The following is an 18,071-nucleotide window of genomic DNA, read 5'->3' on the forward strand; positions in this document are numbered from 1 at the left end:
AGTTCGGTTTGGTTATAAACTTTTTTCTCTCGCCTGTTTTCCGTTTTCTAAAAGTTAGACGACGAAAGTTCGGTTTGGTTATAAACTTTTTTCTGTCAAGATTTCACACTTCCATCACACAACGGAACATCAATTCCACAATTCAAGCCTCATATTCCACTTTCGCTCCTTTCTCTTTTCAAACAGCCCATGTATAATACAGACATAGAAACAAAACCACAGACCTACGAAAGGAAGAATAATTATGAGAAAGATCTATATAACATCCGCTATCGTTGCAATGACCATCACAGCTTTAATGACAGGCTGCGGAAACGCTATAACATCTGAAAAGTCATCGGCTTCAACGACGAAAGAAACTACGATTTTGGAAAATTCCACTAAAACCACCAGTGCTGAGATCAAACAGCTTTCAACTTCTACCCAAAGCGATATATTCACCACCCGCGACCTTGAACAGACTGCTGATGTCAGCGATTCAAAGAATATCACAGTATCCGATAACAGCACCATAGAGATAACAGATGAGGGCGTTTACACCATTAGCGGTTCTGCCAAAAACTGCACCATCAAGATAATGGCAGATGAAAACGCCAAGATACAGCTTGTTCTTGACGGCATAAGCATTACGAACAGCGACTCCCCTGCAATATATGCAGTTTCGGCAGACAAGGTATTCATCACGACCACCGACAGCGAGAACACCCTTACAGTCAGCGGACAGTTCACAGCCGACGGCGAGACCAACACCGATGCGGTGATCTTCTCAAAAGATGATCTTGTACTCAACGGCACAGGCACACTGAATATCACCTCCGCTTATGGCAACGGCGTAACATCAAAGGACGAAATGAAGATCACAGGCGGTACATACAATGTAAATACTGCCCTTGACGCTTTTGAAGCCAACGATGCTATCTCCATCAGCGACGGAACTTTCAATATAGCCACAAACAAAGACGGCTTCCACTGTGAAAATGATGAAGCAGAAGGTTCCATAACTATCATGGGCGGAACATTCATCATAAACGCTGAAAGTGACGGTATCCGGGCAACCTCACTGCTCAGGATAGACGGCGGTACATTTGATATCACAGCTTCTGAGGGACTTGAAGCAACTTACGTTCTTATCAATGACGGCAATATCACTATATACGGAAGCGATGACGGCATCAATGCTTCGTCAAAAACAAATTCCTGCGAAACAGCTATTGAGATAAACGGCGGAGATCTTGACGTATCGGTCGGTCAGGGCGATACCGATGCTATCGACTCCAACGGTTCTATCTACGTGAACGGCGGTACTATAAATGTTACAGCACAGATGTCGTCTTTCGACTATGATCTGTCAGCCGAATTCAACGGCGGCACCATCATCATAAACGGCTCAGAGGTATCCGAAATACCCCAGAGCATGATGGGCGGCGGTATGCACGGCGGTATGGAAGGCGGAATGAACGGTGAAATGAATGACTTCGGCGGCGGAAGAGGCAGACGCGTCTGAATAAAAAGCGTGATGAATGATAATTCGGGTTCATATGAAAGTGAGTATTACAGGCAATATCAATAGTTGACGGTATTCTTCCCCCGCCTGTGGCTGGGGGAAGAATACATCTCAAATAAATATTCATTATTATATCGGCATATGAAGTGGCGTGCTAAAGGGATAACCATATTAAGATTTTACGGCTGACTCCTTTACAAATATGAAATTTTCGTGTATAATATTATAAAAACAAAGCAGGAGGTGCCCTATGTCAAGAATACTGATCGTCGATGACGAACCCGATATAATCACGCTGATAAGCCGTTATGCCAAGCGTGACGGATATGATATCGCTACGGCTGAGGACGGCAGACAAGCCATCGAAGCCTGTCAGAAAGAAGATTTCGACCTTATCGTAATGGACGTCATGATGCCCGACACCGACGGCTTTACCGCCTGCAAGAAGATAAAGGAATTCAAGGATATCCCTGTTATAATGCTTTCCGCAAGAGGTACCGAGTTCGATAAGCTCTTCGGATTTGAAGTCGGTGTTGATGATTATGTGACCAAGCCATTTTCTCCCATGGAACTCATGGCGAGAATAAAAGCGATACTTAACTGCAGGAGCACATCCACCCCCGAAAAAGAAAATGGTATCATCAATATCGGCGGACTTGAGATAGACACTTTCGGACTGACCGTAACAGCAGACGGCGAAAAAAGCGAGCTTACCGCAAAGGAATTCGCTCTGCTGATGCTTTTTGTGAATAATCTCGGCGCGGTACTTTCCCGCGATAAGATACTCAACGAGGTCTGGGGATATGACAGCTTCGGCGTTGACCGCACTGTTGACTGGCAGATAAAACTGTTACGAAACAAACTGGGCTCATACCGCGACTGTATCAAAGCCGTCAGAGGGGTGGGATATAAATTTGAGATCTAAAGCAAAGTCTTTCAGAAAAAAGCTGCTGATAAATTTCATGTTTTTTACCGCCGTCATCTTCACGGTGCTGTGGCTTTTGCAAACGGTATTCCTGCAAAATTTTTACAACGGCATGGTGATAAAAAACACTGTATCAGCCGCTGAAAAGATCACCTCATTCAGCACTGACGATGATATATCCGATACCCTTGATGAGATATCGTGGAACAATTCCCTGCTGGTATATGTCACCGATACAGACGGAAATATCCTCTATTCTGCCGATGAATACAAAAAAGGACATATGGGTGCTGATTGGGAAGGCTCTGACTTACAGCAGATAAAGGCCAACCCTCAGAACAGGCATCTGCATTACAGAGACCTTCCCGACAATTTTGAAGATTTCCGCCGTGAGCTTGAGTCTTCCGAAAACGGATATGCAGAACTGAAGACCGACCGTATGTATTTCTACGGCAAATATATCGATTACGGTGACAGCGGAGAAAAAGCGATACTCTATCTTGGAACTAACCTTGACCCTGTGGGTTCCACTGCCCGCATAATAAGTTTACAGCTTCTTATCGTGACGGTTCTTTCCGTGGCGATAGGCTTTGTGCTTGCGCTGTTTATGTCAAGAAGTTTCTCAAAACCCATATCTCAGCTTAATCAAAAAGCACATACTCTCGGCGAGGATAAGGCAAGCACGGATTATCACAAAGGATTCTGTTCCGAACTTGATGACCTGAATGATACGCTTGACATGACCGATGAAAAGCTCAGAAAGAACAAGATATTCCAGAACGAACTTCTTGCCAATGTTTCCCACGATCTTCGCACGCCCCTTACAATGATAAAGGGCTATGCGGAGATGATACGTGATATTTCCCACGATGACGAAGTTCAGTGTGCCGAGGACGTTGCTGTTATCGTAAAAGAGACCGACAGGCTCACTGCACTTGTCAACGAGATACTTGAATACTCCGAATTACAGATGACGGATACCGAACCTGTCATGTCAGATGTTGATCTCAGCGAGATAGTCACGGCTGTTACAGACAGCTTCGAGAGCCTGTATCTAAAGGACGGCTATACCTTTGAAAGAAATATTTCCGAGGATATCCACATTCACGGCAATTCTTCAAGGCTGACAAGAGCGGTTTATAATCTTCTGGATAACGCCGTAAGGCACACAGGGGCAGACAAATGGGTAGGTATCACCCTCAAGCCCGAAAACGGAAAAGCCATGATCGAAATAGCCGACCACGGCGAGGGTATTGGCCCAGAAGAACTTGACCGAATCTGGGATAAATACTACACCAGCCGTCAACGAGATGGCAAGGGCGTTTCGGGACTGGGGCTTGCTATCGTAAAGCAGACTGTTTCACAGCACAAAGGTAAATGCAAAGCGGAGTCAAAGCTCGGAAAAGGAAGCATTTTCCGTATCGAACTGGATATGATATAAAAATATCAGCCACAAACACCATAAAAAACAAAGCGTCTTCTGCGTTATATTTCGCAGAAGACGCTTTTTAGTTTTCATCTTGATCAAGCCCGACCGGGCTGATGTACTTCAATAAAACTGCACCACCGTTTTACAGAGAATTATAGTTTATACCTATATACACTTCAAAAACACAATCAGAACCGAATGTATCGCCGTTTCTTACAACTACATAATAAGCGTTTGTTACAGGTTCAAAATTATTTTCCTGTATATAATCTTTCAGAGCTGTTTCCGTTCTGGAAATATCCGCGATACTGCCCTCGTGCCTTGTCATGACTGCATTTATCAAACGAAAGATAAGCTTTGAACCGTAGTTCTCCGAAGGCTTTATTTCACCCTTTACAGGAATGTATATCTCAGCAGACTGTGTTTCATCAGAGATATTGTTTTCCTTGAACGTAAATATAAATCTGCCTGCAGCTGCAAGCCCCAATGCCGAAAGATTATCCTGGATATGCTGTATTACTTTCAGTATATCCGCTTTTTTTATATTTGCGGAATAGGTTATAAGATTTTCAGCGTAGATATTTAAATGTGGTATATATTGCATTTGTTTCACCCCGTTTGTATCTATTTGAAATATAAAGGTATCTGCTATTATCAACCTTCTCAGTATATTTCTTCTGTAGATATTGTATCATTAAATATACTCTGCTGTCTACTGTAACGGAGTGAAAGGTATAAAATTTAAAGTAAACGGTATTCATATCTCTTCCGATTTCAGCATCAGATTAAGATCCAGTGTAAACTGCTTGTCGTCCGCAGACAGATCTGCTTCACCGTCGTATTTCTGGACAACACGAAGGATATTCGATACACCGAAACCGTGGTGATCCTTATCGCTCTTTGAGGTAGCTATAGTCTTGTTGCTTTTTATTTCCACCGTCTCAAAGATAGGATTTGTGATATTAAAGAAAAAATAACCCTGCTTGAAATCCGCCTTCACATTTATCTCCTTAGGCTTCTCGGAAGTATCCTTGCCGCAGGCTTCGATGGCGTTATCTATGGCATTCGCCATTATAATACACAGGTCAACATTGCTTATACCGGTGGTCGGTACCATACCGGAGAATACTACTCTGGTATTCACCGTTGCAGCTCTGTCGTTTTTATCATTCATAAGTGCATCAATGATTATATTACCTGTATTGTACTGCTTTTTCTCAACAGACGAAAGGGATTCTATATCATCGATATACTCCATCGCTTTATCATTTTCTTTTGCGTCGATAAGACTTCTCAGGCAGATTATGTGATTTTTAAAATCATGACGGAAGCTTCTGAATTCACCGTAGATAGTGTTTATCTTTTCATAGTACTTGATCTCGTTTTCAACCTGTTTTGAAAGCATATCTATCGTTGTCCTTTTTTCGGCCTCGGATATACTTATCTTTACTATTGAAATCGCAAAAACTATCAGTCCCACCATGGAAGGCAGTATATATCTTTTATAAAACAGCTCATGCTTGGGTTGGTTTTCACCCATGACAAATATCGCTGCTATAAATAAAAGCAAAAGTATGTCTACATAAAGCCTTTTAGGTAAAGATCTGACGATCTGCCGAAGCATGATCTCGATCTTTTTTCTTTTTATGTAAATGAGTATCGATGCCAGAACAATTACCTCTGCAGAAAATGCAGCAAGATTACAAAGCTCATAATTTTTGATAAATGCCATACTAAGATTCAAACATATCTGCGGCGGCCATAGCGACAGCAGGAAAATATACAGTACTCTCTTGCTGAATTCCTCGAATAATACACTGTATGCCCCTATACGGCCGAAAAGATATACGAATTTCAGCAGCAGACATATTTCCTTAGGACAGAAATCAGGTTTGTTCATGATTATAGGTGCAGGAAGCACGGCAAGTATCAGCAGGAAATAACCTACATATCTGAGGCGTGATGATTTGAAATCACATACTGTTCTTGCGATAGTAACAAAAATAAGCTGTTCCAGGATATTTACAAGCAGCACAAAAAAAGAAATGATCGTCATTTTCAGCTCTCCTTCCTGAAATTATATCTCTTGATATAGCCGGTAAAGGCTTTTTTAAAGGGAGTGAGCTTCAATCTGCTTATAAGTGCTCTTTCCTTATTATCAAAAAGGATATCTGTAGATGTATGTGAAACGATATGACGGAACCCTGCCAGATATGTCCTGTGACAGCGGAAGAATTTATCCTCGGGAAGCATATTTTCAATTTCCGATAAAGTCTTTTTATATAGTACAGTACCCTCATTTGTCCTGATATTGCAGTATTTATCTGCGGCTTCTATATAAATGATATCATTGATATTCAGTTTTTTATTCTCTTCATCGGTCTTTATAAGAAGGAAGTTTGATTCGTCATTATCTGCAAGATATGAATCAAGTGCGGACGCCAGCTTATCATCATCTATCGGCTTTACTAAAAACCTGTATGCATTAACTTCAAAGGTATCAAAAACAATATCGGGAAAGCTGGTCAGGAATATAATGGCAGTCTCGGTATTTTTCTTTCTTATCTGCCTTGCAGTCTCAAGACCGTCTATCTCTGCCATCTGATAATCCATAAATATAATGTCATACTCGTTCTGACTGCCGATAAGGTCAAGTCCGTTGTTAAAATCATTATAGATCATTATCAGATTTCTTTTCTGTGCATAACTCTCCAGATGTTTTTTCAATTCGGTGTGTATGACCATCTGGTCGTCACAAATCGCGATTTTCATATGGTTCTCCTCTCTTTATATACAGATATTTTTTTCTAAGAATCACACATAGTATGGATCAATGCATTTTACTCCTGATTTTATACCATTTACTCCAAAAATATATCGTAACTGCAAAAAGTATATTATAATAAGACCATCGAAACAAGAGAAACAACAAAACTAAAAAAACAGAAAAAGAACAAAAAAAGGAGGCAAAAATAATGCAGGACTGGTTTGATTTTTGGGGCTGGTTTTTATAATTGTTTAAAAACAGAGTAAACTTTAAAATTATAATCCAATTCATTATATCATAAATTAGTTGTTATGTCAATTACATAGCTTAAAAAGAGTTTATGATACGAAAAGCTTACCGCAGTTCTTGTCTTACAAGGCAGGATCTGCGGTAAGCTTTTTTCGGATATGCTATCGTCTGATCCGGCTTTCTTTTGGGTTATATTTATCCGATATCATGTAGCAAAATAAATTCACAAATTAAGCTTCAAACAAATTCTTTTTATCTCTTTGAACCAAAACTATAATATGGTTATTCCGCTGACACACCTGATTTAACAGCGTATAAAGAGATAGACAGAAAATACAATGCCCCGAAGTGTTTTGAACGCTTCGGGGCATTATTTCAATATGAGTATTTGTTTTAAGGATAGGCTTTTGCAACTGACTGAAACACTTTAATGGAGTGTTTACCATCTGGGTTTATAATTTTTGAAAGTAGGAATATTGTTATCTCCGTTTCTTTCATCACCGAACCAGTGACCATTTGAATAGTTGCTGGTAGTGCGTACATCAAGGTGAATTGCAGTGCTATCGATTATACCGATGCCTGTGAAGCCGATCTGCTCTGCTTCCCATGCAACCCTTGCAGAAGAGATCTGATAACCGTTCTTGTCGTAGCAAATAACATCTGCTGCAATACCGAGAGTATGTGCATCATTTCTGTAGCCGCCTACTGCAACGGAACAATCAGGATCACGATAACCGGAGGTTACGATGATCTTTGAGCAATTCAGTCTGGAATAAAGTGATTCCAGCTTGTTAATGAGATCCTGGCTGATAGTGTGGGTCGCACCGCAGCGCTTGCAGGCAAACTCACTTGAGTGGAAATGTGCAGAAAGCTGTCCATTTACAGGCGTTACTGTTGCAGAGCGAAGTACTGACTTCATCTTTGAACGAGAAGCAGGACCAAAATAACCATCTACTGCTAAACCATACTTTCTCTGGAATGCTAAAACTGCTGTCCTTGTTGCATTACCAAAAGCACCATCAACATCTAATTTAGAAGTAGAAAGACGAGAACCGTTTTTATCGCCATTAACCACAAGATCATTGATCGCACACTGAAGCCACTTCACATCATCGCCCCTACTGCCATTTGAGAGAGTACGGCTTGGCTCTGAATGACTCTTATAGTTTGTGCTGTATGTTGCCGCACTTGCAACTATCGAATTTCCAAAGATAGCACTGCCTATTGTTGTGCTGCCCAGTGCAGGAGCGGATACTGAGAGAACGCAGCTTGCTGCTGTCAGAGTTGTGATGATCTTCTTCTTTGCGCTTGTAAATGTTGTGTTTTTCATTTTGTTTAATTCCTTTCGATTTTAAATTACTTTAATTCATACTGAAATGCCGTTGACAAGATCCGGATTTTTACTATTTCAGATCGTACTGATTGTCCGAATTGGCTGCGCAGCCGTTACCGGATTTTTTTCATTTCGTTGTTTGACTGTACTTGCAGTATAGCACACAAGGTCAGCATCAGCAATTGAATCGGAATGAACTGTCAGTAAATCGGAGTGAATGGTATATTCAGCAGAAAAATACATATATTTTCAAAAGAAAAAGCCGTGCAGACTGCGTTCGTCTGCACGGCTTTTCGGTTATCAGCGGTCACACCGAGACTTGAACTCGGACATCGGAATACTCCCTCAATAATCCCGATGAGAATGTGGAAAAGTTAGTAAAAAGAGATTTCCACCAGGCAACCTCCCCCGAAGGCATTACCGCAAAGAGCGACAGCACAGCAATGGGTGACAAATATATCATCAATATGATGAAAGAGCATGGTCTTTATGGTACGCTTATCATAGGCTTTCAGAGTGATATAAAGGAATTTCTCCACAGGAACGATGAATTTGTCCAGTACCTTGACAAGGACGACATTATACATCAGTCATCTTTGATGGGTTCAGGCAAATACGAAAACAGCAAGGACGACACAGAGTTCGGAAAATACATTGAGAAAAAATCTTCCGCAGAAGAATAATACCATAAAGCACCGACACTTTGATGCCGGTGCTTTTGCATTTTCACGCGGTTTCTGTTATCGCGACAGATGTTCTCCTTCGATGTTTAGATGAAATCGCGTTTAATAGTTGACATATATCAATGAATATAGTATAATGTATTGGTGATATACACAAATCTATATATAAAGGAGTATTTCTATGCCAACCACTTTTATGGTAATACCAATAACGATCGTGGCATATCTCATCATGATGATCGTGATAGGTGTTCTTTTCTCAAGAAAAAACAAAAACGTAAGCGACTTCTACTTAGGCGGCAGAAAACTTGGTCCTTTTGTTACGGCAATGAGCGCTGAAGCATCGGATATGAGCAGCTGGCTGCTTATGGGACTTCCCGGAGTTGCCTACCTCAGTGGGTGCGCCGAAGCGGGCTGGACTGCTATCGGTCTTGCAGTAGGTACTTATCTCAACTGGCTTTTCGTGGCAAAGCGTCTGCGTGTGTACAGCCAGAAGGTGGGTGCTATCACTGTCCCCGATTTCTTCTCAAACCGCTACCACGATAAGAACAAAGTCCTCATGGGCATATCGGCACTGATCATACTGATATTCTTTGTCCCCTACACAGCATCGGGATTCTCGGCTTGCGGCAAGCTGTTTTCCACAATATTCGGCTGGGATTATCATTTGGCCATGATAATCAGCGCGGTAGTTATCATAATCTATACCTGCTTCGGCGGATTCCTTGCTGCAAGTTTCACCGACCTGATACAGTCCATCGTTATGACAGTTGCACTTATCAGCATCATAGTATTCGGTATTTCAAAAGCAGGCGGTATCGATGCAGTTATAGACAATGCAAAGTCTATCGAGGGCTATCTCTCACTGACAAATATCCACAATGCCGAGACCAACGGTTCTGACCCCTACGGTTTCCTGACAACTGTTTCCACACTTGCGTGGGGACTCGGCTACTTCGGTATGCCACATATTATCCTCAGATTCATGGCTATCGAGGACAAAAACAAAATCAAGACCTCTCGCCGCATAGCATCTGTATGGGTAGTCATCTCCATGGCAGTTGCGATATTCATCGGCTTCATCGGCAATCTGCTTTCAAAACAGAATGTCATCGAACAGCTTGAAGATTCAGAAAAGATCATCATAAAGACCGCACTTTTTATGAGTGAGAACGGTCTCCTGCTTGCGATAGTAGCAGGTCTTGTATTTGCGGGTATACTTGCTTGTACAATGTCCACTTCGGATTCTCAGCTGCTGGCGGCATCATCAAGTATGTCCGAGAATATCCTCAAAGGTGTATTCAATATAAAGCTGAACGAGAAAAAGTCCATGCTTACTGCAAGAGCTGTACTTTTTGTTATAGCAGTTCTCGGTGTTATCCTTGCATGGAACGAAAACAGCTCTGTATTCCGTGTGGTATCCTTTGCATGGGCAGGTTTCGGCGCAACATTCGGACCCGTTATGCTTGCGGCACTTTTCTGGAAGCGTTCCAACAAAGCAGGTGCTGTTGCAGGTATGATCACAGGCGGCGTAATGGTCTTCCTCTGGAAGTTCGTTATAGCAAAACTCGGTGGCATTTTCGCCATATATGAACTGCTCCCCGCATTCCTGACAGCTGTTATCGCTATAGTTATCGTATCACTCGTTACATCAGCCCCGGAAAAAGAGATAACCGAGGAATTTGATTCGGTATCGGCTGAGATACATCAGTGATGTGTTGAATATAATATGCTGAAAATAGCCATAATAGCCCTCTCTGTAAAATCAGAGAGGGCGGTTTCATTTACGCCGAAGCACCAAATTATAAGCCGTGCAAGTTCATAACGACCTGCACGGCTTATATTTTTATATCTTACTTCAGGAACGCCAGCACAAACACCGCAGGAGAGTTCCAGTATATGGTTATCTCGTTGAGAGAGTAGCTTGCGGCGAGGTCTGCAAAGCATTTCATCGGCGGAGTATCCGAGGGTATAGCCGCCTGTGCAAAGGGGTCGTTCAGCCCCTTGTTAGGTCCGCCCGATACCATGCCCGGAATACATTCATCTATGCCGTCAGCAAAGGCAGGGCGAAGATGCAGTTCGTTAACACGGAATTCCCCAGTGCCCGATACATAGCTGATGCCCAGAGCATTTTTGCCCATAAGATAATGCAGCTGATTTGCCGCATATTCCTTTGAGGCTTCATCACCGTTCAGCAGATAGTTCACCGCGAAAACCATGCCGTTCTTCATGACTACCATATTGCTGCCCCAGTGATAGCCCATGCGGTCAAGCGCCAGACCGTAGCCGCATTTATCCGAAAGCTTTTTAAGCTTCTCGGCATGATCTGCAAAGGCATTTTTCAGCTTATCCGCAGTTTCATCCGAACTGTCATGCTCTGCCAGCAGATAAGCCAGCGAACCCAGTCCGCCAACTTCGCCGTAGCCGAATTCTGTCAGCGAGAAATTCTTCCTCATCTGCGCCGATATCTTATCTTTATATAATGTATCCCCGGTCAGCGCGTACATCTCGGCATATGCCCAGTACCTGTTGGAGTTATCGTCCCGCTCGTAATAACCGCCCGTATTGCAGCCCTCGGGATTTCTAAAGCCGATAAACTCAGGGTGAGCTTCCAGCCAGTCGACAGACTTTTTCGCCGCTTTGTACAGTACTTCCGCGAAACTTTTGTCGAACTTTTTATAGATACCGCTTGCCAGCGCTGTAACAGCCGCAAAGTCCGCAACCGCCATTGATGACACAGGGAACACCACCAGCGGGACGGTATCATCTTCGGGCATGATGAAAGGCGCGTGCTGCATGGTGGTGACCTTGTGATATACCCCGCCGTCCTCGCGCTGCATTTTCAGCAGCCATTCAAGCTCGTAGCGTATCTCTGTGAGGATATCGGGCATACCGCCATCAGGGATATCCAGTTTAAGACCGTCAAAAGCGTTCGGGAAAAGCTTGTAAGCATAAAGCAGATGAGCCGCCGCCACTGCCCCCGCAGTAACATATCTGCCATAGTCTCCCGCATCATGCCAGCCACCTGCGACATCAAGCGTGATACTGCCGTCTTCGTACAGCGATGCTGCCGAACAATGGCATGGCTTGTGATGGTATGCGCCCGCATATTTTGGTTCAAGTTCGCATCCGCACCGCAGATAGTAGTAGGCTTTCGAGGTATCATACAACAGCTTGTCATAAACATCGCCGCCTATGCGGAAAAGCGCAGAAGTCCTGCCACCCGCGTGTACACGGTAGATGCCCTCGGCTTTAAGTTCGGAAAAATCAGCAGTGCGCACTGTATCCCCCGAATCTTCATCATATCCGAAATATGCGGTCTTGCCTGAAAATACGGTATCGCCATTCTCGTCACACACCGTGAAATCCTCAGCTTCAAAGGGCATCACCGCTATCTTTCTGCGTTCGGGAGTATACCCCGCCTGATCCACAAATATGCCGAAAGGCGTATATTTTATCTTAGCCGCAGAGCTGTCAAAATATTCCTTATCCATAGCATCTCTCCTTTCGGAAAAAGTTATTTTTACTATTATATCATCTTAACCGAAAATGTCAATTGAATAAAGAAGCAAAAAATAGAATAAAACTATAATATTTTCAAGATGCCGCCGTATACACGCCGATATATGAGCGTAGAATGTTTAATATATTTTTATCTCCAAAATATTTATATATTATATTGATTTTTTGGACGATATGTGATATAATAAATTATGCACAACAAATTACTGGCATATTTTGCCTGTTTATATTTAATTCAGTAACGCTGTACATATGTAAGAAGGTGATCTGCTATGAGCAATACCGAAACTACCTCATCAAAACTTACTAAAACACGTCTTTCAGTTTCTATCCGATTACCGATACTGATCATCACCAGCTTTCTTCTGGCAATCATTACAGTCATCGTTCTGGTCTATTTCAGGTTTGAAAAACGAACCGTCCAGGAATATACCGACATGGGTAAAAGCGCCACACAGCTTATGGCGAATACATTTGATGCGGATAAGATACCTCTGTATCTTGAAGAGAACTTCGAACTTGAAGAATACAATGATATACGCGAAGACCTCATACGGCTGAAAGAGAACTACCCCGACGTGATGTATATGTATATATATCACTTTGTACCCGAGGGCGGCGAGGTCATATTCGACCTCGACAGCGATTACAGCCTTGATGCCGACCCGCCGGGAACGCTTTATGATCCCGACCCCGCTGTGGTGGAGTATATGGACGACCTCTGCGCAGGCAGGGAGATACCGGTACTGACAGGTGATACCGATGACGGCTATATGCTGACATATATGCGCCCTGTTTTTAACAGCAAAGGCGAGTACTGCTGCCATGTATGCGTAGATTTCTCAATGGAAGATCTGCACAAGCAGGATATACTGTTTGTTCTGGGTCTGTTGCTGGCTCTCATAATCTTAATGATAATAATAGCCGTACTTGATATATGGTATATGCGAAAGAATATCACAGGTCCCATAGACCGCATGAAGACCGCCACAGATAAGTTCTCCTATGAAAAAGAATCCGACCAAGAGGAAAATATCAGGATCATGGAAGATATCAAGATCAATACAGGTGACGAGATCGAGGTCATATATCAGCTGTTCATAGCATTCATGAAGAACAACCTGAAATATATGCACAACCTCAGCCAGGCGGAAAACGACATCAAGACAAAAGATGCCCAGATAGGTCAGATAAGTGAAGAAGCTTACCGTGATACTCTCACAGGTGTGGGCAGCAAGACCGCCTATACCAAGAAGGTCAAGGAGATAAATGAGGCTATACACGGCGGTCAGTGCGATTTCGCCATCGTTATGGTGGATATGAACGACCTGAAAAAGATAAACGATGTATACGGTCACAAGTCTGGCGATATGTACATAAAAGGCTGCTGCCACCTGATATGTGAGACCTTCAAGCACTCCCCCGTTTACCGCATTGGCGGTGATGAATTCGTGGCGATACTGCAAGGACAGGATCTTGAAAACAGGCAGAGCCTTGTGGAAGGTCTGAGAAACGCCCTGAACGAATCCTACGAGAACGAAGACCTCGACCCATGGCTGCGCTATTCAGCCGCAGTCGGCATAGCGGATTTCGCCTCCGATGACAACACATTTGAACTTGTGTTCAAACGCGCCGACCAGGCGATGTACGAGGATAAAAAGCGATTTAAAGCTCAGCACGGCAGCTACCGCTGATACTCAAAATAAAATCTGATTATCCCTTTACAACACCACTTAAAATGCCGGAAAAACAGGAATATATTATGTTGACGTTATCTTTTCCCCCGCCGCAGGCGGGGGAAAAGATAACCGACATACTCTCATTACATTCATTTGATCGCTGTTAAGTCAGGTGTGTCAGCGGGATAACAATAAAATAAAAAGCAATGCACTTCTGTTAAGCCAATGACAGAAGTGCATTTTTATGCATAAAAAAGAGACTGCCGAAACAGTCTCTCCCAATTTATATAGAACAGGAAATTTATACCTTATATAGAATAGAAGTGGTTCATGCTGCCGTCGCCCCAGAAACCGAGATAACCGTGGTTGAAATCCTCGGGGTGTTCAAGGTACATATCAACAGCTGCCATAACGCTAGGTGTTACCTGATAAGAATAAGTACCCAGATAAAGTGTCCACTCAAGACCTGAGAACTGGTTGGGCTGAGTAAGTACGCCCCATATGGTATTGGGGAATCTGGGGTCGTTAACACGGTTCATAACTACCTCAACGACCTTAGCCTTTTCGTACTCGCTTATCCAGTTAGCGCCGTACTCATGGCCGACAACGTTGCACAACCAGATGTATTCTTCATCTGTTACCTGAATCTTTCTGTCGTTGTCCTGCTCCTCTTCCTGAGTATCTTCAGCGGGTGCAGGCTCTTCGGAAGAAGTCTCCTCAGGCTGTTCCTCATAAACAGGCTCACTCTCAACGTACTCGGGCTCCTCATAAACGGGAACTTCCTCGTAAACGGGTTCTTCGTAATACTGCTCAGTAACTGTCTCGGGAACTTCCTCAACAACGGGAGCGGTAGTAACTGCGGGTGCAGATGCTGCCTTCTTTTCTACCTTCTTCTCTTCAGCAGAGGTCTTGGTAGTTTTCTTGGAAGCCTTCTCGGTCTTCTTATCAGCCTTCTTAGTGGTAACTGCTGTTGTCACAACAGTGATGTCTTCCTCAGCTGTTGTTTCATCAGAAGTGGTCTCTTCATCGGTCACAGTCTCATCGGAGGTAGTCTCGTCATCTGTGGTCAGCTCGGAGAATGTCTTAACAGTTACATTTTCATCTGCGCTGCCGTTATTGTTTGCCGCCTGATATGTAAATCCTGCGAAAGCTCCTGTAGCTACCATACAAACGATAACAGCTGCGATCTTAATTTTAGTCATATTATAATCCTTTCTCATTTATCTGAGGTTATTAATCTCTCTCTTTTGTTCACGATGACTATAATAACACATTTCACCAAAGATTACAAGAAGGTTACATTGGTTTTCCATTTTGTAAACACTTCAGAGCTATGATTAACCTTAAATTTTGTAGGCTATGCACAACAAAATCGCCGTATTTTCGGATATTTCTTGTACTTGATTATATGTTTTAACGATTGTTCAAAAGAAAAAATGCCCGAAAAATCAGCATTTTCGACCTTTTACGAGCCGATTTTTTTACCATCTTTTCCGCGGTAAAAAGGCGGCATTTTGACACCCCTTTTGTAATAATATACAACCGCACTTCAATGACATTTCAGTAACCCGATAGCCCTCTTAACAAAGCCTGATAAGGCTCTGCCACCATGCAAGGCAGAGAAATTCCCCCATGCGTCTTTACTTTTGCGGGCGGATATGCTATAATGTTTATATATATGTCTTTTCAAAGGAATGGCGGTGAGCTTATGGTCAACAAAAAGATATGGTTCAAGACCCCCGCAGAGGACTGGAATGTTGCTCTGCTTGTGGGCAACGGCAGGATAGGCGGTATGTGCTTCGGCAAGCCTGTTTGCGAGACTATACAGCTCAACGAGGACTCGATATGGTCCGGAGGATACCGCAAGCGCGATAACGCCTCCGCTCTCCCGAATCTCGAAAAGGTGAGACAGCTTCTCCGTGAAGACAGGATAGCAGAAGCCGAAAAGATAGTTGACGAAGCTTTCTGCGGCACTCCCGAAAGCCAGCGGCATTATATGCCCCTTGGCGACCTCACTATATACCATTATAAAGAGGGCACCTGCCAATACATCAGCCGCTCCCTCGACCTCGAAAATGCTGTCTGCGAGACACGCTATTCCCTAAACGGCACGAATTTCACAAGACGCGTGATATGCTCCGAGCCTGCACAGGTCATGGCGGTGTGCATCGAAGCCGACAAGCCTGCCTCTGTATCGGTAAAGGTCGGTATAGGCGGGCGGGATGATTATTTCGATGACAACACCCCTGTGAATGACACGGATATCCTCTACTACGGCGGAAGCGGTTCTGAGGACGGCATACGTTTTGCCGCTTATGTACGAGTTAAAGGCGAGGGCGGTACAGTCCGCAGATGGGGCAGCAGTATCGTCACCGAGGATTGCGACCGCGTGACAATACTACTCGGCGCACAGACCGATTTCCGTGTGACAGACTACAAAAAGGCAGCCGAGCTTGATGTTATCACCGCTGCTGAAAAGACATTCGATGAACTTCTGCAAGAACATACCGAGGATTACCGAAGCTTTTTTGACAGAGCTTCTGTGACCTTTGAAGATACTGCCGACAACACTCTGCCTACCGATGAAAGGCTTGCCGCTGTAAAGGCTGGCAAGGTCGATAACGGACTTGTTTCGCTGTACTTCGATTTCGGCAGATACCTGATGATATCGGGCAGCCGCGAGGGCACGCTCCCACTGAACCTGCAAGGTATATGGAACAAGGATATGTGGCCTGCATGGGGCAGCAAGTTCACGGTGAATATCAACACCGAAATGAATTACTGGTGCGCTGAACCCTGCGGTCTCGGGGAACTTCATATGCCCCTGTTCGACCATATCGAGCGTATGCGGCCCCATGGCAGGGAAACCGCCCGCGAGATGTACGGCTGCGGCGGATTCGTCTGCCACCACAACACCGATATCTGGGGCGATACCGCACCCCAGGATCGCTGGATACCCGGTACTCAGTGGGTGACAGGCGCAGCATGGCTGTGTACCCATATCTGGGAGCACTGGCTTTTCACGCGGGATAAGGACTTCCTTGCACAGAAATACGATACCATGAAAGAAGCCGCAAAGTTCTTTGTGGATTTCCTGATAGACGACGGCAGCGGCAGACTTGTAACCGCCCCATCGGTTTCTCCCGAAAACACCTATATCACCGCAAGCGGCGCTAAAGGCTCGGTATGTATAGGTCCCTCCATGGACAGCCAGATAATTTATCAGCTTTTCACCGCTGTTATCGAAGCGGGAGAGATACTTGATACAGACAAAGCTTTCTGTGAAAAGCTCCGCACCATGCGTGATAAACTGCCAAAGCCCGAGATAGGCAAGTACGGGCAGATAATGGAGTGGGCGGTAGACTACGATGAAGCCGAGCCGGGACACAGGCATATCAGCCAGCTTTACGCCCTGTATCCTGCGGATATCATATCCGTAAGACACACCCCCGCGCTGGCAGAAGCCGCAAGGGCGACCATCGAGCGCAGGCTTTCCCACGGCGGCGGACACACAGGCTGGTCAAGGGCTTGGATAATCAACCACTGGGCAAGACTCCGCGACGGCGAAAAGGTCAAGGAGAATATCGCGGCTCTGCTGGCAAATTCAACTTCGGACAACCTATTCGATATGCACCCGCCTTTCCAGATAGACGGAAATTTCGGTGCGGCGGCAGGTATTGCCGAAGCACTTCTGCAAAGCCATAACGGCGAGATACAGCTTCTTCCCGCACTCAGCCCCGACTGGAAAAACGGCAGTTTCAAGGGACTTCGAGCAAGGGGCGGCTATACGGTGCACTGCGAATGGCAGAACTCCCGACCCACCAGATGCACCATTACCCCGATACAGGACGGCAAATGCACCATAGTCCTCCCCGAGGGCTGTGATATCAAAAACGTAAGCACAAAACATACTGTCTGCGGTGACTGTATAAATGTAAGCACTAAGGCTGGCAGAAGTTTTGAGATAGTGTTCGGATAAA

13 protein-coding genes are annotated in these 18,071 nt (G+C 44.2%); 7 read left to right on the top strand and 6 right to left on the bottom strand.

The window, feature by feature from the left end:
• Positions 1–244: 244 nt before the first annotated feature.
• The 3 genes from BMY75_RS05410 (at position 245) to BMY75_RS05420 (ending at position 3,870) form a co-directional block, all read left to right on the top strand.
• Positions 245–1,504, top strand: coding sequence for a carbohydrate-binding domain-containing protein (locus tag BMY75_RS05410; protein ID WP_074830830.1), 1,260 nt, complete (start codon positions 245–247; stop codon positions 1,502–1,504).
• A 250-nt stretch (positions 1,505–1,754) separates the two neighbouring features.
• On the top strand, positions 1,755–2,429 hold the full coding sequence (locus tag BMY75_RS05415) for a response regulator transcription factor (RefSeq protein WP_074830832.1): 675 nt from the start codon (positions 1,755–1,757) through the stop codon (positions 2,427–2,429).
• Positions 2,419–3,870 carry a HAMP domain-containing sensor histidine kinase gene (locus BMY75_RS05420; RefSeq protein WP_074830833.1) on the top strand — a complete coding sequence of 484 codons (1,452 nt, stop codon included), beginning with the start codon at positions 2,419–2,421 and terminating at the stop codon, positions 3,868–3,870. Before BMY75_RS05415 ends, BMY75_RS05420 begins: the two co-directional genes overlap by 11 nt.
• 130 nt (positions 3,871–4,000) lie before the next feature.
• Here BMY75_RS05420 and BMY75_RS05425 read toward each other — a convergent pair whose 3' ends face one another.
• From BMY75_RS05425 to BMY75_RS17940, 4 genes are all read right to left on the bottom strand, one after another.
• Positions 4,001–4,462 (bottom strand): DUF5085 family protein, encoded by a 462-nt coding sequence (locus BMY75_RS05425; RefSeq protein WP_074830834.1) that lies wholly within the window; start codon positions 4,460–4,462, stop codon positions 4,001–4,003.
• A gap of 153 nt (positions 4,463–4,615) precedes the next feature.
• Complete coding sequence (locus tag BMY75_RS05430; RefSeq protein ID WP_074830835.1) at positions 4,616–5,914, bottom strand: sensor histidine kinase; 1,299 nt, start codon at positions 5,912–5,914, stop codon at positions 4,616–4,618.
• A gap of 2 nt (positions 5,915–5,916) precedes the next feature.
• Complete coding sequence (locus BMY75_RS05435) at positions 5,917–6,630, bottom strand: LytR/AlgR family response regulator transcription factor (RefSeq protein WP_074830836.1); 714 nt, start codon at positions 6,628–6,630, stop codon at positions 5,917–5,919.
• Between the two features lie 683 nt (positions 6,631–7,313).
• Positions 7,314–8,204 (bottom strand): peptidoglycan-binding protein, encoded by an 891-nt coding sequence (locus BMY75_RS17940; protein WP_170844260.1) that lies wholly within the window; start codon positions 8,202–8,204, stop codon positions 7,314–7,316.
• A 368-nt stretch (positions 8,205–8,572) separates the two neighbouring features.
• On the opposite strand from BMY75_RS17940, the gene BMY75_RS05450 reads away from it, so the two are divergent.
• Together BMY75_RS05450 and putP are read left to right on the top strand one after the other, a co-directional pair.
• Positions 8,573–8,890, top strand: coding sequence for a hypothetical protein (locus tag BMY75_RS05450; RefSeq protein WP_074830837.1), 318 nt, complete (start codon positions 8,573–8,575; stop codon positions 8,888–8,890).
• Positions 8,891–9,071: 181 nt separating this feature from the next.
• The gene (putP, locus tag BMY75_RS05455) at positions 9,072–10,604 is read left to right on the top strand and encodes a sodium/proline symporter PutP (RefSeq protein WP_074830839.1); all 1,533 of its coding nucleotides are present in this window, start codon (positions 9,072–9,074) and stop codon (positions 10,602–10,604) included.
• Between the two features lie 139 nt (positions 10,605–10,743).
• Here the strand turns inward: putP and BMY75_RS05460 are convergent, their stop codons facing one another.
• The gene (locus BMY75_RS05460; RefSeq protein ID WP_074830842.1) at positions 10,744–12,384 is read right to left on the bottom strand and encodes a glycoside hydrolase family 9 protein; all 1,641 of its coding nucleotides are present in this window, start codon (positions 12,382–12,384) and stop codon (positions 10,744–10,746) included.
• Positions 12,385–12,684: 300 nt separating this feature from the next.
• Between BMY75_RS05460 and BMY75_RS05465 the strand changes: the two genes are divergently transcribed.
• The gene (locus tag BMY75_RS05465; protein ID WP_074830845.1) at positions 12,685–14,106 is read left to right on the top strand and encodes a GGDEF domain-containing protein; all 1,422 of its coding nucleotides are present in this window, start codon (positions 12,685–12,687) and stop codon (positions 14,104–14,106) included.
• Positions 14,107–14,399: 293 nt separating this feature from the next.
• On the opposite strand, the gene BMY75_RS05470 is transcribed toward BMY75_RS05465, so the two are convergent.
• A complete protein-coding gene (locus BMY75_RS05470) occupies positions 14,400–15,311 on the bottom strand; it encodes a cell wall hydrolase (protein WP_242940171.1) in 912 nt (303 codons plus the stop codon).
• A 458-nt stretch (positions 15,312–15,769) separates the two neighbouring features.
• Here BMY75_RS05470 and BMY75_RS05475 point away from each other — a divergent pair, with 458 nt between their 5' ends.
• A complete protein-coding gene (locus tag BMY75_RS05475; RefSeq protein ID WP_242940172.1) occupies positions 15,770–18,070 on the top strand; it encodes a glycoside hydrolase family 95 protein in 2,301 nt (766 codons plus the stop codon).
• Position 18,071: the final 1 nt, after the last annotated feature.

This window comes from Hominimerdicola alba (assembly GCF_900109655.1).
Taxonomy (GTDB): domain Bacteria; phylum Bacillota; class Clostridia; order Oscillospirales; family Ruminococcaceae; genus Hominimerdicola; species Hominimerdicola alba_B.

Bases quoted from the DNA above. Each gene is read 5' to 3' on its own strand.
- BMY75_RS05410 (WP_074830830.1), top strand. From the start codon at position 245: ATGAGAAAGATCTATATAACATCCGCTATCGTTGCAATGACCATCACA.
- BMY75_RS05415 (WP_074830832.1), top strand. From the start codon at position 1,755: ATGTCAAGAATACTGATCGTCGATGACGAACCCGATATAATCACGCTG.
- BMY75_RS05425 (WP_074830834.1), bottom strand. From the start codon at position 4,462: ATGCAATATATACCACATTTAAATATCTACGCTGAAAATCTTATAACC.
- BMY75_RS05430 (WP_074830835.1), bottom strand. From the start codon at position 5,914: ATGACGATCATTTCTTTTTTTGTGCTGCTTGTAAATATCCTGGAACAG.
- BMY75_RS05435 (WP_074830836.1), bottom strand. From the start codon at position 6,630: ATGAAAATCGCGATTTGTGACGACCAGATGGTCATACACACCGAATTG.
- BMY75_RS17940 (WP_170844260.1), bottom strand. From the start codon at position 8,204: ATGAAAAACACAACATTTACAAGCGCAAAGAAGAAGATCATCACAACT.
- putP (WP_074830839.1), top strand. From the start codon at position 9,072: ATGCCAACCACTTTTATGGTAATACCAATAACGATCGTGGCATATCTC.
- BMY75_RS05460 (WP_074830842.1), bottom strand. From the start codon at position 12,384: ATGGATAAGGAATATTTTGACAGCTCTGCGGCTAAGATAAAATATACG.
- BMY75_RS05465 (WP_074830845.1), top strand. From the start codon at position 12,685: ATGAGCAATACCGAAACTACCTCATCAAAACTTACTAAAACACGTCTT.
- BMY75_RS05470 (WP_242940171.1), bottom strand. From the start codon at position 15,311: ATGAGAAAGGATTATAATATGACTAAAATTAAGATCGCAGCTGTTATC.
- BMY75_RS05475 (WP_242940172.1), top strand. From the start codon at position 15,770: ATGTCTTTTCAAAGGAATGGCGGTGAGCTTATGGTCAACAAAAAGATA.